We start from the raw sequence: 19475 nt of genomic DNA, 5'->3' as shown, positions 1-19475 counted from the left end.
AACCAATTTAATTATCTCTCTTAAACTCACTAGGAGGAAACCCATGTTTTTTCTTAAAACAGGTAGTAAAATAACTGGCGCTCGGAAATCCAGTCATGTCACTAATTTCATTAATATGATGATTGCTTTCAAGTAGAAGCTGTTCTGCTTTAGTGAGCCTTATAGATTTGATAAATTCGGTAATGGTTTGCCCAGTAATGGCTAAGATTTTTCTGTATAAAACAGAGTGACTCATACCAATACTTAAAGCAAAGTCGGCTACAGAAAATTTTGAGTTTGAGATGTTTTCTTCTATAATGCTAATTACTTTTTCGATAAAAACTTCATCAACATTGTTAATCGCAATTTCTTTGGGGTTTAATAGTGCCTCTTTTTTGAACTTATCTCTTAAAATTTGCCTAGATTTTATTAGGTTTTTAACCCGAACATTTAAAATATCAATATTAAAAGGTTTGGTTACATAATCATCAGCACCATATTCAAACCCTTCGACTTTAAAGGTATGTGAGCCTCTAGCGGTTAAAAGAATAATTGGGATGTGGGATGTTCTACTATCTGTTTTTAAAATTTTACATAATTCCAATCCATTAAGTTTTGGCATCATAATATCCGATATAATTATATCTGGTATCTCTTTAAAAGCTTTTTCTTTCCCCTCTAAGCCATTGGTACTGGTAATAATTTTAAAATTATTGGCAAAGTTATTTTTAATAAGGTTTCTAATTTCGAAATGGTCTTCAATAATAAGAAGTATAGGTTTAACCTGAATTATGCAATAGATGATTTAAAATTTTGTATAAACGCTTATGATTATTAGCTTTATAGCGAATTTAACACATAACCCAAATGGTTAATCTCCCTATTGAGTATTCAAGTAAGAAAGTCACCCCTTTTGGAGGGATGAGCTTAATGAAGCGTTTTATTGATCAAACAGAAATTAGAGAACAACTAGCACAATTAGATTTACCTCAACCAAGCTCTAATGCAGGTTATAATCCTGCACATATAACTGAAGCTTTTTGGTTGAGTATTTGGACAGGAGCTTCTCGTTATATCCATTGTGATTGGTTACGTTATGATAGCACATTGCAAGATATTTTTGGATGGAATCGTATGCCATCACAAAGTACCTATAGTCGTTTTTTTGGCAAGTTTTCTCAAAAGCGCAATACAGAAGTATTTCCAAAGTTGCAACATTGGTTTTTCAAGCAATTAGATGTTGACAACTTAACTATAGATTTTGATAGCACAGTTATTACAAGATATGGAGAGCAACAAGGTAGCGCAAAAGGTTATAATCCCAATAAAAAAGGCAGGAACTCACATCACCCATTAATGGCCTTTGTAAGCCAAACCAGAATGGTTGCCAATGCTTGGTTAAGACCAGGCAATACAGCAGATAGTAGTAGCTGTAAAGAGTTTATGGAAGAAACCTTCAATGAAGCTTTAAAGGACAAAAGAGTTGGTTTAGTTCGTGCAGATAGTGGTTTTTACACACAAGATTTATTAGATTATCTAGAAGGCAAACAACTCAATTACATTATGGCAGCACGTATGTACCCAAATATAAAAAATGCAGTTTGGGGTTTGGATAATTGGATAGAACTCACAAAAGGAATTGAGCTTAATGAGATGATTTTTAACCATACAGATGGTAAGTCAAGGCGCTATATTGTCATAAAAAAGAAAGTAGAAGATCGTCCAAAAGCAGCTGGAAAATTACTTTTTGATGATCTGCCTGGTTATCGTTTTAGTTGCTATGTAACCAATCTAGATTTACCGCTAGACCAAGTTTGGAATATCTACAACACCAGAGCTGATTGTGAAAACAGAATCAAAGAACTCAAAGAAGACTTTGGATTAGATAACTTTTGTTTAAAGGATTTTTGGGCAACTGAGGCTTCCTTTAGATTCATTATGGTGGCTTATAACCTAATGAGTTTGTTTAGACATTTTGCCTTAAATCATCATAATCGAGCAACTTTAAAAACCCTAAAAGTCTATTGCTTTGCATTAGGAGCTTGGACAGTAAATCATGCTAACAGAAAGGTCTTAAAGATTGCTTTAAACACTAAAAAAAGACCTTGGATGGATGGCTTATTTTCCCAAATTAATGATTTAAGTCCTCCTTTTGTGTATTCCTAATGCATAATGCGGGTTTAATTTTAGAAGGATTATCATCTATTGCATTGGTGGTTTCAATAATCAGTTCATCTTCAGTTACATTATCTAGTGATGCGATTTTAGAATCTGGGTTGGCAATATCATCATCTGAATAAAATGATTTTACGATAGGAATTATAATATTAAAGATGGTGTATGCGTTGGGTTCGCTTTTAACGTTTATAACACCATGATGAATGTTATGGCTAATCCAATACCAGTTCCAGAGGTAGTATTAGTAGTGTCATTTACTTGATAGAAATTATCAAAGATTTTTGTGAGCTCTTCTTCTTCGATTCCTTTTCCATTATCTTTAATTTTTATAATAAGGCGTTCGTCTTTTTCATCTAAATCGATATTTACATCAATTTTATCTTTAGTGTGTTTAAAAGCGTTAGAGAGTATATTGTAAAGAATAACCTCTAGTTTATTGACGTCAACCCACCCTTTATTGCAATTATTGGGTATAGATAATTGAAATTTAATATTTTTTTCTTCGGCATATTGATAAAAAGGAATGCACAGTTCTTTAAAGAAGTCTTTAAGATTAATTTCTTTAATATTTAATTGTGCATTTGTGGATTCTAATTTTCTAAAATCAAGAATTTGATTGATTAAACTTAATAAGCGTTGCCCATTTCTATTCATAGTCATAATAAGGTTTGATGCCTTATTATTTGTCTTTACATTAGATAATTGTTGTAGTGGAGATAAAATGAGTGTTAAAGAAGTTCTCAATTCGTGTGAAATAGTTGTGAAAAAATTAATTTTAGATTTATGCAATTCCTCATCTTTTTCGTGTTTGTATTTTTCAATAAGAAGTTCGTTTTTTAACCGAACACGATCTCTTACATTCTTGTAAGTGTAATAAATAAGCGCACTAATTAACAAAATGTATGCAAAGTAGGCAATATTAGTTTGCCACCAAACAGGTGTAATTATAATATCAATTTGTTTTTCAGAGATATTATTAGAATCAAAATTATTTTCATTAAAAGCTTTTATTTTAAATGTATATTGCCCATGTGAAATATTCGAATAGTTTGCATAAGGAAGTTCAGATGATGTTGTAATCCAACGATTATCGATGCCTTCTAATTTATATTGGTATTCGATATTATGTGGTGTGCTATGACCTGGAACAGCAAATTCAAAACCAAAATTATTAAGAAAATAGGGTAGTTTTAATGTTTTTTTATAAGAGATAGAAGAGTCTAAAGGTTGGTAATTTTCAACTTTATTAAGTACGTTCACAACATTGTTAAAGATTTTTAAGCTAGTTAACTTTAAATTAATGGGGTTAGAATCACTAATTAATTTTTCGGGATAGAAAGCAATTAAACCTTTTTTACTTCCAAAGAACAACTTACCATCTTTGGTTTTGGCACTGGCACCAGATTCAAAATCGTTGGTTGGTAAACCATCATTGGTATTATAGATATGTATTTTGTTATTATCTAGATGATATGAAATAAGACCTTTGTTGGTGCTGAACCAATAAGTGCCGTAATTGTCTTGTATAATTCCATAAAAAGCATTACTCGGAAAACCGTTTTCTGTATTTAAATGATTTATAGATTTTTCTTCTTTGTTAATATAAAAAAGACCTCCGCCTTCGGTTGCAATCCATATCAACCCATTAACATCTTCATAAATGTCTTTTATTGGAAATTTTAAGTTGGAACTCATCTTTATTCCAAAATCAGACAAAGCATAAAATTGATTGGTTTCTTGATTGTAAATACGAATGCCTTTATCTAAAGTGCCTATCCATAGATTATTTGAAGAATCGGCAAAAATACTTAACCCTGAATTATGCAATAGATGATTTAAAATTTTGTATAAACGCTTATGATTATTAGCTTTATAGCGAATTTAACACATAACCCAAATGGTTAATCTCCCTATTGAGTATTCAAGTAAGAAAGTCACCCCTTTTGGAGGGATGAGCTTAATGAAGCGTTTTATTGATCAAACAGAAATTAGAGAACAACTAGCACAATTAGATTTACCTCAACCAAGCTCTAATGCAGGTTATAATCCTGCACATATAACTGAAGCTTTTTGGTTGAGTATTTGGACAGGAGCTTCTCGTTATATCCATTGTGATTGGTTACGTTATGATAGCACATTGCAAGATATTTTTGGATGGAATCGTATGCCATCACAAAGTACCTATAGTCGTTTTTTTGGCAAGTTTTCTCAAAAGCGCAATACAGAAGTATTTCCAAAGTTGCAACATTGGTTTTTCAAGCAATTAGATGTTGACAACTTAACTATAGATTTTGATAGCACAGTTATTACAAGATATGGAGAGCAACAAGGTAGCGCAAAAGGTTATAATCCCAATAAAAAAGGCAGGAACTCACATCACCCATTAATGGCCTTTGTAAGCCAAACCAGAATGGTTGCCAATGCTTGGTTAAGACCAGGCAATACAGCAGATAGTAGTAGCTGTAAAGAGTTTATGGAAGAAACCTTCAATGAAGCTTTAAAGGACAAAAGAGTTGGTTTAGTTCGTGCAGATAGTGGTTTTTACACACAAGATTTATTAGATTATCTAGAAGGCAAACAACTCAATTACATTATGGCAGCACGTATGTACCCAAATATAAAAAATGCAGTTTGGGGTTTGGATAATTGGATAGAACTCACAAAAGGAATTGAGCTTAATGAGATGATTTTTAACCATACAGATGGTAAGTCAAGGCGCTATATTGTCATAAAAAAGAAAGTAGAAGATCGTCCAAAAGCAGCTGGAAAATTACTTTTTGATGATCTGCCTGGTTATCGTTTTAGTTGCTATGTAACCAATCTAGATTTACCGCTAGACCAAGTTTGGAATATCTACAACACCAGAGCTGATTGTGAAAACAGAATCAAAGAACTCAAAGAAGACTTTGGATTAGATAACTTTTGTTTAAAGGATTTTTGGGCAACTGAGGCTTCCTTTAGATTCATTATGGTGGCTTATAACCTAATGAGTTTGTTTAGACATTTTGCCTTAAATCATCATAATCGAGCAACTTTAAAAACCCTAAAAGTCTATTGCTTTGCATTAGGAGCTTGGACAGTAAATCATGCTAACAGAAAGGTCTTAAAGATTGCTTTAAACACTAAAAAAAGACCTTGGATGGATGGCTTATTCTCCCAAATTAATGATTTAAGTCCTCCTTTTGTGTATTCCTAATGCATAATGCGGGTTTAATGCTTTCTATTTTTTTTATAATTTCGTCCATACCATAATAAAATTCCAGTAATAGGTAGCGTTGCAGTTAATAAACTTGCTAAAAAAGCGATAATTTTTCCAGCAATTCCGCCTATGGCTCCAATGTGTATGTCATAATTCATTCGTAATATTTTGTCAGCTAGTTTTGCATTTTTGTACTTTCCATATATTGTTTTAGATGGTATAGGTTTTAATGTATTCTGGTCAAAAAACAAGAAATCCGAATCATAAAACAAACCTTTACTATTGCTTACTTCTACATAAATAGCTTCTGATTTAGAATGTGGATAATGAATTTCAAAACTCTTTGCTTTTGTTTTTTCTTCCTTTAGTTTTTCTAAAAGAATATCTATTGGTACCTCTCCTGATTTAGTTACAAATCTTTCACTTTTATTTTTAGGAATTATAAATGTTGAATTTTTATTACCTCCTAAAGAGAAATAAACTGTTTTTTGAAACCAGTCGTAAGACATTATTAAGCCTGTAAAAGCTAGAACTAATGCTAAAGAACACACATAAAAACCTACAATTGAATGTAGGTCGAAGTTCTTACGTTTCCAACGTGTGGTTTTTTTCCAATGAAACCTTAGGCGTTGTTTTAAGTTTTTACGCTTATTGGGTAACCATAAAATAAATCCAGAAATAATAATTAAAATAAATAGTATTACAGACACTCCTACCACTTGCTCTCCAATTGTTTTTGGTAGCCAAAGTCGTATATGACCTTTTAATATAAAAGCAAAAAAACCAGAAAGATGATTGTTAATTTGTATAATTTCTCCAGAATATGGGTTTAGAAAAACACTTTGGTAAAACTCTGGTTCTGCATCATAAAAAATAACTTCGATAGCCTCGTTATTTTTTCCAAAAACAGTTCCGTGAACAGTGTTGTTTGGAAATATTTTTTTTGTAAGTTTTTTTGCTTCTGTAGGTGTTATAAAGGATTTGTTTTGAGGTACTACTTTTTTATAGCTACCGTAAAGGCTTTCTATTTCTTCTTTAAAAGCCCAACAACAACCTGTAATTGCTACAATGAAAACAACAAGCCCAGTTGCAAGTCCTAAAATTTTATGTAGTTGAAAAAGTGTTTTTTTAAATAGCATTGTTGTAATTTTAAAAAAGAAGCAGTCTCGAAAGTATTAAAATTTGTCATTTCGACTGTAATTTTGTTATTTCGACTGTAATGGAGAAATCTTATTTATTGATTTTCAGTATTTTATATTTTTCGATAACTTTGTTAACTACTTTCAATCAAAATATATTTTGATTTTAGTAATGCTTACAATAACAGTTAAATTTACTTTTGTGACAGCCTCCTTTTAACTTTAACTAATTAAAATTGATATGAAATATTTGCCAATAATGCCCTAGGTGTTTGTGGATTTATAGTTGACCAACCTTTGTAGTATTCTTCGTTAAAAGCGTTGTTTAGTTTTAAGCCAATTTTGTATTTATTAGCTTGATAAAATAAGGATGCGTTTGCCACCATATAGCTCGGTAAGATAAAGTTGCCAGTTGTGGTATAGTTTTTAACAAAACGCTCACTGGCACCATTAAATCCAAAACCAACTCCAAAACCATTTAAAATTTCTTCTTGAAACTCGTAATTTGCCCAAAAATTATACAAAGTTTCTGGGCCAGCTTCTAGCGGTCTTTTGTTTAAAATTAAAGGGTCGTCTGTTTTTGTGGTAATGCTCTTATTATTACTGTAACCAGCTCTAATATTTAATCCTTTTATTGGGTTGGCGTTAATTTCTATTTCAATTCCTTTACTCTCTATTTCGCCACCTTGTATTCTATTAAAAGGCGAATTTGGGTCAATAATTACGCGATCTTTAACTTTAATATCGTAGAAACTCACAGTTGCATTCAGGCGATTTTTAAAAAAATTTGTCTTAAAGCCAAACTCTAATTGGTTGGCTTGTTCTGGCTTAAATGTCTCCAATTTTTGGGGACCATCTTCTGGGTTTCCTACTAATTGAGGTGCCACATTATTAAACCCATTTTGGTAATTTCCAAAAATAGATAATTTGTCTTTTATGGGTTGATACAGCAACCCAAATTTTGGCGAAAATGCGGTTTGTGCAAAATCATCTTCGGTATTTGCCAAATTACCTTTATTATCAAATCGATCTAAACGCAAGCCTATCATTGCCGAAAGGTTTTCTGTAATGTTTAAAACATTTGAAGCGTATAGACTATAAATATGGTATGTCGATTTGTTATTTCCTATCTCTTTGTTTTGTAAAACGCCATCTACACCAGCTGTTGAAAGTGGGTATAAATCTGTTTCTACAATATCTGGCGTAAATGGGTTGTCGCCATTTGAACCACCTTCTGGTGTTACATTTCCATAGAATGCATAACCACTATTGTTACTTGTTTCAGTTGCATTAAAATAGTCTAAACCAATAACAATTCTATTTCGTAGCGATGCAATTTTAAAATCTCCAATAAAATTTTGTTGAATATCGGTTGTTTGTGTATTTGCATTTTGCTTGCTAATAAAACGAGAAAAGGTATTATTACCCAAAATGCCATACTCAAATAAATACGAATAATACCCTTTTGTAGATGTTGAACTTTTAGAAAGTAAGGTTTGTGATTGCCAAGTGTCGGATAATTTATAATTCATTTCAATTCTATAATTCTGTGTAGGGTTTTGCAATGTTAAATCGTTACTTGTAAACGATAATTTATTGTTATACCCCAATTCATCGAGATTTGAAGCTTCTGTTGGTGCACTTCTGTTTAAAAATAAAAAGGTTGGATTTGTTTGTGTTGCCTGTGTGATTTCTCCGTAAAACGAAAATGAAAGCTTGTTGTTTACTTTATAAGACAAAGATGGTGCTACAAAAAACGATTTTCTAAAACCTGCATCTTGAAAACTTTGTTCTGTAGTATAAGCCGTATTTAATCTAAAATATAAATTATCACTTTTACTTAAAGCCGTATTAAAATCGCCTACAATTTGATTGAGTCCATAAGATCCAGAAGTAAAAGATAATTCTCCACCAGTTCCTACATAAGGTTTTTTGGTAACTACGTTAATAAGTCCGCCATAAGAGCTTACTGCATTACCAAACAAAGTTGCTGAAGGTCCTTTTAACACCTCAATACGTTCGATATTTGCTGGATTGATTGTTCCGTTTGTTAATCCAGGTAAACCATTTACTAATTGTGGTTGAACAGAAAAACCACGTAGCGCATAATATCCAGCCCCATCACCACCACGACCAGTTGAAGCCCATAATTGTTCTACTCCTGTTGCATTTTTTAGCGCATCATCAAAATTTGTAACTATTTGCGATTGCAAAAGTTCGTTGGTAATTGTACTATAAACTTGTGTATTTTCTATGTCTTTTAATGGAAGTTTAGCAACATAAGCTGTTTTTTTTCTCGAAAATTTATTACGTCTTTCTCCTTCAATAATAACCTCACTTAATATTTCATTTCCTTCATAAAGTATAATTGTTTCTAATTTTATGTTTTGGTTGCTTGAAACTGAAATAGTAATTTCTCTTGTTTTAAAGCCTAAATATGAAATAGAAAGAACGTAATCTCCGTTTTCTAAATTTGTAATTTCAAAGATTCCGTTTTCGTTGGTTTGCGTACCTTTTGTGGTGTTTTTTAGATGAACGTTTACTCCAGTAAGAGGTGTTTTGTTATTGTCGGTAACAGTTCCGATAACGGTTCCGTTTTGCGAAAATGCTAAATTAGTTAGCAAAAATATGGTTAAAGTTAGTAATAAATTCTTCATTATTTTTATTTAGATTTAATACAAATAGATATTTTTGGCAAAAGTATATTTGCCTTTTGACATATCCAAATTATTTATAATAAATCTAAATAATATTTTTTTTAAGGAGTTACTTTTGGTTATTTGTAATGTTTTTTGTTTAGAAGGTGGTAAGTGATAAGTGGAATGTCTAGTTTTATTGGAAATTTTAAGTTGGAACTCATCTTTATTCCAAAATCTGGCAAAGTATAAAATTGATTGGTTTCTTGATTGTAAAGAATGCCTTTATCTAAAGTGCATACCCATAAATTATTGGTAGAATCAGTAAAAAATATTTAAAATAGTATCTGAATTTAATTGATTGTATTAGAAATGGTGAATTGTTGAAATTCAAATATTTGCTTGTTATATTTAAACAATCCATGATTGTATGTGGCAACCCATATATTTCGAGTTCCATCTTCAAGCATATCAAATATAGATAGGGCATTGAAACTTTCAGTAAAAGGAGTCGCTAATTTGGCTTTTAAAAAATCGTCGGGATTTTCTTTTTTATATCCTACAATCCTATTTCCAAAGTTTCCTGTCCAAACATTTTTTTCTTAGTCTTCAAATACAGTCATTATATTTGTTTTAAAGGCTTTAAATTTATAACCATCATATCTAAAAAGACCATGTGTTCCACCAAACCACATAAAACCTTTTTGTCTTTTAATATACAGTTTACAGAAGCTAAACCGCCTTCTATAACTAATTCTTTAAATTTTAAAGCTGTGTTTTGAGAATAAATATCCACAGGCAATATATAAATTTCTTGCTTTTAGCATTGTTTTTAATATCTTAATTTTTCATCAAAAACTTTTAAATTTTTGTCGTTAGTGAATTTTAACGATAGCAAATCTTATTTTATGGCAGATAAATTTTAAGATCTACTTCTGCGTTTCTTCATAAATTTCAAGGTATTTAGTAAGTTTTATATCTTTTTTTTGATAATTATCCCAAAAAAAGAATGAAATTAACTTTAATTATGAGTGCCCCACTAGAATTGTTTTTTAGTAGGGCACTCATATATTAAAAACTATTTTTTTCTTAGACAGAGTTAAGTTTACAGTAGCAATTACTCTTTAAGAATAAACTTTAAAGCAACTCCGTTTATACAATGGCGTTTTCCAGTAGTTTCTTCAGGACCATCATCAAAAGAATGCCCTAAATGTCCACCACAAGTACTACATTTTAATTCTGTTCTTGCATAACCTATTTTATAATCCACATCCAACTCTACACTTCCTTTTACAGCCCTGTCAAAAGAAGGCCATCCTGTACCAGAATCGAATTTGTGTTCCGATTTATATAAAGGAGTATTACACGCAGCACAAACGTAAGTTCCTCTTCTATATTCTTTATTTAGTGGACTTGTAAAAGCTCTTTCAGTTCCTGCTTGCCTTAATACATAAAACTGTTTTTCCGAAAGTTGTTTTTTCCACTCTGCTTCTGTTTTAGAAACTTTGTATTTTTTTTTATCTTTTCGACTAGATTGTGCATTACTAGAACACCCCATAAATAATGCGATTAATAATAAACCAATTATTTTTTTCATAATGTATTTTAATTTTCTTATTTTTAAAATCAGCTTTTAAAGCTATATTTCAATAAAACTACATGTAATCGGACGAATTTTTTATTGAAAACTAACAAATTTAATCATAAATAATAGCAGAAAATTTAAATAAGAGGGTTTAATTTCTAAAGGAGTTCATTATTTTACTAAAAAATGAATAAATTGCCACTGTTAAAAACTAAAAATAGATAAAGATGAAAAAAATAGCAATTTTATTACTAACTGTGTTTTTATTTACAGAATGTTCTAAAGTACCTATTACTGGACGAAACAGAATTAATTTTGTAAGTGATGCGCAAGTTTTGCCTGCAAGTTTTGCACAATACAAAGGTTTTTTAGCTGAAAATAAAATCTCTAACAATAGAGAAATGACCAATCAAGTAAAAAGGGTTGGTAAAAACATTTCTGCAGCCGTAGATCGTTTTATGAGAGCTAATAACATGGTAGAAGAAGCAAATGCTTACAGATGGGAATTTAATTTAATTGAAGATAAAACCGTAAATGCTTGGTGTATGCCTGGAGGGAAAGTAGTTTTTTACACAGGAATAATGCCAATTTGCGCAAACGAAGATGGGGTAGCTGCAGTAATGGGGCACGAGGTTGCGCACGCATTTGCAAAACATGGTCAAGAAAGAATGTCTCAAGGACAATTACAGCAAATAGGAGGCTTGGCAGTAGCTTTAGGTACTTCTGGTAAAGACCCAAAAACACAACAAATTTGGAACACTGCTTTTGGAATAGGTTCTGGTTTAGGAATGCTAAAATTTAGTAGAACTCACGAGCAAGAAGCAGATAGGTTAGGTTTGGTATTTATGATTATGGCTGGTTATGATGGAACAGAAGCTGCAGAAGTTTGGGTAAGAATGAGCCAAAGATCTGGAGGGAAATCGCAACCAGAAATTTTAAGTACACACCCATCAAACGCCTCTAGAATTAAAGATTTAAGAACCTATTTACCAACTGCAAGAAAATATGCAGAAAAATTTAATAGAACAGGAAACTCTGCAATAAGAAAATAAAAGAAAACTTTTCCTATATTGTACGCCGTTCAAAAAAAAAAATTGAACGGCATTTTTTTATATAATTATGAAATTAAAAATAGGGGACAAAAAATTAATAAGCGCTTGGGCATTTTACGATTGGGCAAATTCAGTATATTCTTTAGTAATTAGTACAGCAGTTTTTCCCTTGTTTTATAGTGCAATTACCGATGGAAAAACGGTTCTCTTTTTAGGAATGAAATGGGAATATGCAGATACCTTGTACAGTTACGCATTGTCTTTTTCTTTTTTAATAGTTGCATTTATGTCGCCAATTTTATCTGCAATTGCAGATTATACAGGAAATAAACTAAAATTTATGAAGTTTTTTTGCTGGCTAGGAGGTCTTTCTGTAATGGGTATGTTTTTTTTTAAAGATATAAATACGGCTTGGATTGGAATTATTTGTACAGTCTTGGCCAGTATTGGTTTTTGGTCGAGTATTGTTTTTTATAATTCTTATTTGCCAGAAGTTGCACACCCACATCAGCAAGATGCTGCAAGTGCAAAAGGTTTTATTTATGGTTATGTAGGTTCTGTAATATTGCTAATATTTTGTTTGGCGATGATTTTAGCACCTAATACTTTTGGTTTCGATTTAAGTATTTCTAATACTATTTTAGCAAACGGAACCGAAGCAGAAATTGCTACTGCTTTAGAAAATGCTAAAAATACTGCTTCCTTAAAAGCAATGCGTATTTCTTTTGTAATGGTTGGTTTATGGTGGGTTGGTTTTGCACAAATTACATTTAAAAAACTCCCTAATAATATACATAACAGAAAACCAGAGAAAGACTATATTTGGAAAGGCTTTAAGGAATTAAAAAAAGTGTGGATTGAACTTAAAAATTACCCAACCTTAAGAAACTTTTTAGTTGCTTTTTTCTTGCTAAGTGTTGGTGTACAAACCATTATTCTATTGGCTACAATTTTTGGAAAATCAGAATTAAATTTAGATACAATGAATTTAATTATAACGGTTTTGTTAATACAAATTGTTGCAATTTTTGGAGCTAAAATTTTTACCAATATTTCTGAAAAATACGGAAATTTTAAAGCCTTAAAAATTACAGTATTAATTTGGATTTTAGTTTGTTTTAGCGCTTTTATGCTAGAAAAAAACTTGCCAAATGTAGCGATTTACTTTTACTGTTTGGGAGGTCTTTTAGGCTTGGTTTTAGGAGCAATACAATCTTTAACACGCTCTACATATTCTAAGTTATTACCAAAAACATACGACAATGCTACGTATTTTAGTTTTTACGATGTTACAGAAAAAATAGCCATTGTTTTAGGAACTTTTGTGTTTGGCTTTTTAATTTATTTAACAGAATCTATGCAATGGAGCGTACTTTCTTTAGCCTTATTTTTTGTAGCTTCTTTTATTGTTTTAAGTAGGTTAAAAAAAACAGAATATGTGCATTAATAAAACACCTTACGAAGGTATATAAAAACGAAAATCATACTAGAATATCCAATAAAAAACGGAATAATTACTTCTTTGAGTCCTAAAACTAAAAAGAGACTAATTATTAATAATTGAAATCCTAAACCAAAAGTAGAAATTAAAGACATTAACCAATTCGAAAAAGGCTTTCCTTTAGGTGCATTTCTGTCTAAAGCATAAATAATTTCATCAAAAATACCATACAAAGCTTTGTAAATAAAATACAGCGTATTTACGTGTTTTTGTTTTTCTCCTTTTAAAGCAATAGGCGTAGAGTCTTCGAAAATTCGGCTTGTGGTGTCGCCTTTAAAACGATTTCTTAAAATTACATAATAGTAATTATATAAAGTACCTTGTAATTGCATTCCAAAAAAAGCGAGTAAAGCCCACCAAATACTCACAGCTGTCGATTGCCAAAGTGCTATAAAAATTATAAAGTTTAAAATAATATCTGAAACAGAATCTAAAAAACGTCCTGTGTAAGAAGGGGTTTCTTTTACTCTGGCAAGTTCGCCATCTGCAGCATCTAAAATAGATTTAAAAATTAAGAAAAAAGCCGCTAACCAATAGTAACCTTCTACCATACAGTAAATTCCAAATAACCCCGAAATTACAAATGCAATGGTTACGTGTATTGGTGTAAACGAGGTAGATTTTAAAGAGTTTGCAATAATTTTAGCAATTGGTCTCCCATAATCTGATAAATCTATAAATTGATTTTTTTTGGGTAATTTCGACATAAAAATGCTTTAGAAGTTGAGCATTTTTATCACTACAAAAGATCTAAAACAGCACAGTTTATTTTTAACAAAAATAAAAAAAGTGTTACGATTAAGTAACACTTTTTTATCAATTTTATTTACGATTTTAAATTGCAAAATTAACCCCTAAAACAATATTTCTACCTTGGTTAAAAATACCATCTGCTTTTAAACGAGATAAATGGTTAATGTATTTTTTATCTAATAAATTGTTTACAGAAAGAGAAGTAGAGAGTTTTGTTTTCCCTAAAATAATATCGCCACCAAAACCTAAATTTAGTAAATTGTAACTAGGTGTTTTGGTCTCGAAATTACTAACATTATTTTGTGCAAATGTACTTTGCAAACTAGCAAAAGCATAAGCTTGTTGTAGCCATTGGCTTACATTAAATTCTGTTCTAAGTGTATTTTTCCATGTATTGGCAGGTACTAATGGCAAATAATTTCCATTTTTTTGTTTTCCTGTAACCATTTCAAAAGTACTTTCTAGGTGTAACCAATCTAAAGGATGTGGGTGTAAATGAAAGCCAAACTCACCTCCATATAATTTAGAATCTTCTTGCACATAGTTGTAAACAGGGTTCTCATCTTCAACTTCACCAGTAGGAGTTATAAAAATATAATCGTTTAAATGATTGTAAAAACCGTTTGCAAACAACTCAAAATGTTCCGTTTTATATTCTAAAGAAAGGTCAATTTGTGCATTTTTTTCATTTTTTAAATTATTATTTCCTTTTTCGAATCTATTAGTACCTTCGTGAACACCATTAGAAGTTAATTCGGCTAAATTTGGAGCTCTAAAACCCGTTGCAAGATTAATTCTTGTTGTAAGATTCTCTAATAAAATTGTTTTAAAACCTAAAGAAGCTGTAAAACTATTGTAAGATTTATCTACAGCATCAAAAATGCGAAGATTATCATCATCATCTGTAACTTCATGTTTTTTAGTATTTATATTTCTATTATCGAAACGAACCCCAGCTTGTAAAGTACTATTATTCCACACATAATTAGCCGTTGTAAAAACACCAATATCATTTATTTTTGCATCTGGAATCAATAATTCTTCACCAAAATTTGTATTGGTTTGATGCAAACCTTGCACCCCAGATAAAATTTCTATATCTCCAATTTTTGGGAAGTGATATTTTACATTATACGTATAAGTTTTTAACTTCATTCTTAGAGCGGCTTCATTTTCATTTTCTTCAAACTCTTGTCTGTCGTTAAACGTATATCCTAAATCGATGTCTAATTTAGATTCTCCAAAAAAGAAATGATTGTGAGAACTTAACACATGATTGTCGATCACTTGAAAAGGTTCTAAAAGGTTTAAGGAAGTAGATTGTGCCTGAATTCCGTCTTCAGGCAAACCTAGTTTAGAGTTGTTGAAGTTATAACGTAATTCTGATGTAAAATTATTTTTAGAATATCCAATGCCCGCTTTTAAATCTTTTTCTTTAAAACGAGTGTTGGTTACTCTTTGGTTGGTAGGAATTTTATAATCAGAATGAAATGCATACGTTCCTCTGGCTAAAAATTTCCAACTTTCTGATGAAACTTTTCCTGCAATAGAACTGCTACTTCCTAAAGTATTGCTAAAATATTTTTGATTGAATAAAAAAGAATGCTCGTTTGCTGATGCAAATTTTTCTGGATTTAAATATAAAACACCACCCAAAGCATCAGAACCATATAATAAAGAGGCAGGCCCTTTAATAACTTCTACACTTCCAATTCCTTCTCCATTAATGCCTAAGCCATGCTCACCACCAAATTGTTGATTTTCTAGACGTGTGCCTTGTGTATATACAACAACTCTATTACCGCTTAAACCTCTAATTACAGGTTTTCCAATAGAGGTTCCTGTAGATATTTGAGATACTCCAGCAATATTTGTAATTCCTTCGGAAAGTGTTGTAGAACCCATTTTTTGCATCTCTTTTGCAGAGAATTTTTCTACTTTCATTACATTTTCTGACTGTAGTTTGTTAAAAGGAGTAGAAATGATAATTTCATCTAATTCGAAAGGTGTTTCCTTTAAAGTGATGTTTAAATCGATACTATTGTTACTAACAATTACTAATTTGGTAGCGGTTTTAAAACCTAAATAAGTAAAAGTTACATTTATTTTTCCATTAGGAATATTGTTAATAACATAAGTTCCATCTATTTTAGAGGTTGTGCCTTTGTGTATTTCTGAAGCATAAACTTCTACACCAAAAAGCGGATTATTATTTGAATCTGTAATTTTTCCTGAAATACTATTTTGAGCATTCACAGAGTATATCGCTATAAAAAATAGCAGTTTTATAAATGTTTTCATTGATTTTTGTTTTACTAATTTTATTGAAATGTCTTAATTTCTAAAAAAAACAATAAACGTTCTTTTGCTTACTAGATTTCAAACGTTTTTTTTTTGATTTCTAGTAATGCACAAAAAGAGACTGTTTCTTTTTAAGATTTTCTATTTAAACAGTAAAATTGGTGGACCTCTAGACCAGTTTTTAGGATGATAAACTTCTGAAGTAATTTGAGGTTTATCGATAAACGTCGTTTTGTAATAATGTGGTGGAATTACATCGTAATTAGATGCAATTTCAGAAGAAAAAACAGTTAATTGCTTATGAAATTCGTCGCAACTTAAATCCTTTTTATGTATATGTTGCTCGCCAACAGAAGTACAAACTATATGTTCGTGTTCTTCTAAGTCGTGCAAAATTTCTATTGTTGCTGGTAACAATAATAGAAAAATAAAAAAGATGCTAACTAGTTTTTTAAACAATTTACTTTTTTTTTCTAATTCTTAAATTTAGCATTTCTACCCCTAACGAAAATGCGATCGCAAAGTACAAATATCCTTTAGGAATCGCTCCTACAGTTTTGTTAAAAATTTCGGTATGCGATAAATGCGCCCCTTCTGTAATTAACATAAAACCAATTAAAATTAAAAAAGACAGTGCCAACATTTGTATGGTTGGGTTTCTATTTACAAAACTACTAATTGGGTTTGCAAAAATCATCATAATTAAAATAGAAACAATTACAGCAATAACCATAATTGTTAGGGCACCATTTACACCATTTGTCATTCCAACAGCTGTTAATATACTATCGAAAGAAAAAACAATATCAATTAATATAATTTGAATAATAACGTTTGTAAAAGAGATTTTTTTAGGAGTTTTTAAGACTTCATCTTCGTTGGTGCCTTCCATTTTTTCTCTAATTTCTTTGGTACTTTTATACAAAAGAAAAAGCCCTCCAAGAAATAAGATAATGCTTTGCCCTGTGAAACCTGCTTTAAACCAACCTGTATCAATTTTTAAAAAAGGGTCTTTTAAAGCAATTAAATAAGAAACCCCAAAAAGTAGTAGAATTCGGGTAACCATTGCCAAAGCCAACCCTAAAATAGTGGCTTTTTTTATTTGATTTTCGGGCAATTTATTGGCAGAAATCGAAATAAAAATAATATTATCGATACCTAATATTATTTCTAAAAAAGTTAAGGTTAACAGTGCAACCCACGTATCTGCATGTGCAAATATTTCCATGTTATTTTACTTTATAAACGGTACCATCTTGTTTAAATTTACTGAACCCTATTTTAGCAGTAAAATTGTAAGAAGTATCTGTAACTTTTGTAATTTGTACAAAAATAGGGTCTTTATCGATCTCTTTTTTAGGAGATTTCATTCTTAATGTATAAAAGAAATTATTTTTCCATTTAATGTACAAAGTATCTATGTGTTTTACTTTTTTTTCTGTGGAAGTAGAATCGTTAGAAATGCTTATAATTTTATCGTATTCTTCAATTTGAAGACTGTCTATTCTTGTGATTATGGTTTTTCCATAACCTTGGCCAGCAGGAATTTCAAAAATTCCTTTTTTAAATTTATCGGAATTGTTTTCAATTTCTGATTTGCAGGCAGAAAGAATAAAGAATGAAGCAAGAAATATAAAGATTAAAGATTGAAGATTGCGCACAAGCCTCCAACTTTTAACTTCCAACTTCCAACATTTAAAACTTTTTTTACAAATCATTCTTCTTATTTTTACAAATTATTTCCAACTCCCAACTCCCAACTCCCAACTCCCAACTTCCAACTTCCCACTTCCAACTTCCCACTATATTCCAGTATAATTCGCAGGAGTAATTGCTTTTAATTCTTTTTTAATTTCATTAGAAACCTCTAAAGTATCAATAAAATTAGCGATCGATTTTTGGTTAATTTGCTCGTTGGTTCTGGTTAACCCTTTTAACGCTTCGTAAGGGTTTGGATATGCCTCACGTCTTAAAATTGTTTGAATTGCCTCTGCAACAACTGCCCAGTTATTTTCTAAATCTTGTTCGAACTTTTCTTTATTTAACAATAATTTGTTTAAGCCTTTTAAGGTAGATGTAAAGGCAATAATGGTATGCCCAAAAGGAACTCCAATATTTCTTAAAACAGTACTATCTGTTAAATCTCGTTGCAAACGAGAAATGGGTAATTTTGCAGATAGATGTTCGAAAATGGCATTTGCAATGCCTAAATTTCCTTCAGAATTTTCGAAATCAATGGGGTTAACTTTGTGTGGCATTGCAGAAGAACCCACCTCGCCAGCTTTAATTTTTTGTTTAAAATAATCCATAGAAACATAAGTCCAGAAGTCTCTATCTAAATCGATAATAATGGTGTTTATACGTTTTAACGTATCAAACAAGGCAGCCATATGGTCGTAATGTTCTATTTGTGTTGTTGGAAAAGAATGCTGTAAACCTAACTTTTCTTGAACAAAATTAGTTCCAAATTCTTTCCAGTCGATGTTTGGGTATGCAACTTTATGCGCATTGTAATTACCAGTTGCTCCACCAAATTTTGCAGCACTTGGTATGTCGTTTAATAAATTAAATTGTTCTTTTAAACGAACTACAAAAACATCGATTTCTTTTCCTAATCTTGTTGGTGAAGCAGGTTGTCCATGTGTTCTTGCCAACATAGAAATGTCTTTCCACTCGATAACTAATTCTTGCAATTTTTCTAATACTTCGAAATATTGAGGTACAAAAACATCGTTTATTGCCTCTTTTATAGAAAGTGGAATTGCCGTATTGTTAATGTCTTGGGAAGTCAACCCAAAATGTATAAATTCTTTAAATTTTTGCAGATGTAAAGCATCAAATTTTTCTTTGATAAAATATTCAACTGCTTTTACATCGTGATTTGTAATTTTCTCTATGTCTTTTATTTTCTGAGCATCTTCAGCAGTAAAATTTTTATAAATATTTTTTAATTCTTCAAAAAGAGAAGTGTTAAAATCGGCTAATTGTGGCAAAGGCACTTCGCAAAGCGCAATAAAATATTCTATTTCTACTAAAACCCTGTATTTTATTAATGCTTCTTCAGAAAAATAGTTTGCTAATTTTTCTATCTTACCTCTGTAACGTCCATCAATAGGAGAGATGGCATTTAGTTGTGTTAAGTTCATTTTTTT

16 protein-coding genes are annotated in these 19475 nt (G+C 30.8%); 4 read left to right on the top strand and 12 right to left on the bottom strand.

All coding sequences use genetic code 11. From position 1 onward, the window contains the following. Positions 1–7: 7 nt before the first annotated feature. The gene (locus JL193_RS02290; RefSeq protein WP_302849922.1) at positions 8–742 is read right to left on the bottom strand and encodes a response regulator transcription factor; all 735 of its coding nucleotides are present in this window, start codon (positions 740–742) and stop codon (positions 8–10) included. Positions 743–846: 104 nt separating this feature from the next. Between JL193_RS02290 and JL193_RS02285 the strand changes: the two genes are divergently transcribed. After that, complete coding sequence (locus JL193_RS02285; protein ID WP_207971324.1) at positions 847–2145, top strand: IS1380 family transposase; 1299 nt, start codon at positions 847–849, stop codon at positions 2143–2145. 198 nt (positions 2146–2343) lie between these two features. Here JL193_RS02285 and JL193_RS02280 read toward each other — a convergent pair whose 3' ends face one another. Further along, complete coding sequence (locus JL193_RS02280) at positions 2344–3984, bottom strand: sensor histidine kinase (RefSeq protein ID WP_207972293.1); 1641 nt, start codon at positions 3982–3984, stop codon at positions 2344–2346. 70 nt (positions 3985–4054) lie between these two features. Between JL193_RS02280 and JL193_RS02275 the strand changes: the two genes are divergently transcribed. After that, complete coding sequence (locus tag JL193_RS02275; protein ID WP_207971324.1) at positions 4055–5353, top strand: IS1380 family transposase; 1299 nt, start codon at positions 4055–4057, stop codon at positions 5351–5353. Between the two features lie 14 nt (positions 5354–5367). On the opposite strand, the gene JL193_RS02270 is transcribed toward JL193_RS02275, so the two are convergent. The 4 genes from JL193_RS02270 to msrB all read right to left on the bottom strand — a co-directional run bounded on the left by JL193_RS02270 (position 5368) and on the right by msrB (position 10728). After that, entirely contained in the window at positions 5368–6495 is a 1128-nt protein-coding gene (locus JL193_RS02270) for a PepSY-associated TM helix domain-containing protein (protein ID WP_207972292.1), read from the bottom strand. A 230-nt stretch (positions 6496–6725) separates the two neighbouring features. After that, the gene (locus tag JL193_RS02265) at positions 6726–9152 is read right to left on the bottom strand and encodes a TonB-dependent receptor (protein ID WP_207972291.1); all 2427 of its coding nucleotides are present in this window, start codon (positions 9150–9152) and stop codon (positions 6726–6728) included. Positions 9153–9753: 601 nt separating this feature from the next. Beyond that, positions 9754–9927: a hypothetical protein gene (locus tag JL193_RS02260; RefSeq protein WP_207972290.1), complete on the bottom strand. Its 174-nt coding sequence runs from the start codon at positions 9925–9927 to the stop codon at positions 9754–9756. A 321-nt stretch (positions 9928–10248) separates the two neighbouring features. Continuing rightward, entirely contained in the window at positions 10249–10728 is a 480-nt protein-coding gene (msrB, locus tag JL193_RS02255; protein WP_207972289.1) for a peptide-methionine (R)-S-oxide reductase MsrB, read from the bottom strand. 215 nt (positions 10729–10943) lie between these two features. Between msrB and JL193_RS02250 the strand changes: the two genes are divergently transcribed. Together JL193_RS02250 and JL193_RS02245 are read left to right on the top strand one after the other, a co-directional pair. Next, a complete protein-coding gene (locus JL193_RS02250) occupies positions 10944–11768 on the top strand; it encodes a M48 family metallopeptidase (protein WP_207972288.1) in 825 nt (274 codons plus the stop codon). Between the two features lie 67 nt (positions 11769–11835). Next, positions 11836–13215, top strand: coding sequence for an MFS transporter (locus tag JL193_RS02245; protein ID WP_207972287.1), 1380 nt, complete (start codon positions 11836–11838; stop codon positions 13213–13215). Here the strand turns inward: JL193_RS02245 and JL193_RS02240 are convergent. The 6 genes from JL193_RS02240 to purB form a co-directional block, all read right to left on the bottom strand. Then, positions 13212–13976 carry a CDP-alcohol phosphatidyltransferase family protein gene (locus JL193_RS02240; protein ID WP_207972286.1) on the bottom strand — a complete coding sequence of 255 codons (765 nt, stop codon included), beginning with the start codon at positions 13974–13976 and terminating at the stop codon, positions 13212–13214. The genes JL193_RS02245 and JL193_RS02240 overlap by 4 nt on opposite strands. A gap of 127 nt (positions 13977–14103) precedes the next feature. After that, complete coding sequence (locus JL193_RS02235; RefSeq protein ID WP_207972285.1) at positions 14104–16323, bottom strand: TonB-dependent receptor; 2220 nt, start codon at positions 16321–16323, stop codon at positions 14104–14106. 141 nt (positions 16324–16464) lie between these two features. Next, entirely contained in the window at positions 16465–16782 is a 318-nt protein-coding gene (locus JL193_RS02230; RefSeq protein WP_207972284.1) for a hypothetical protein, read from the bottom strand. Between the two features lies 1 nt (position 16783). Beyond that, on the bottom strand, positions 16784–17551 hold the full coding sequence (locus JL193_RS02225) for a TerC family protein (RefSeq protein ID WP_207972283.1): 768 nt from the start codon (positions 17549–17551) through the stop codon (positions 16784–16786). Position 17552: 1 nt separating this feature from the next. Beyond that, positions 17553–18041: a hypothetical protein gene (locus JL193_RS02220; protein ID WP_243456809.1), complete on the bottom strand. Its 489-nt coding sequence runs from the start codon at positions 18039–18041 to the stop codon at positions 17553–17555. 84 nt (positions 18042–18125) lie between these two features. Further along, the gene (gene purB, locus JL193_RS02215; protein ID WP_207972282.1) at positions 18126–19469 is read right to left on the bottom strand and encodes an adenylosuccinate lyase; all 1344 of its coding nucleotides are present in this window, start codon (positions 19467–19469) and stop codon (positions 18126–18128) included. Between the last annotated feature and the right edge of the window lie 6 nt (positions 19470–19475).

Origin of the sequence: Polaribacter batillariae (assembly GCF_017498485.1) — a bacterium.
GTDB classification, from domain to species: Bacteria; Bacteroidota; Bacteroidia; order Flavobacteriales; family Flavobacteriaceae; genus Polaribacter; species Polaribacter batillariae.
This window is presented reverse-complemented; position numbering and strand designations above follow the sequence as displayed.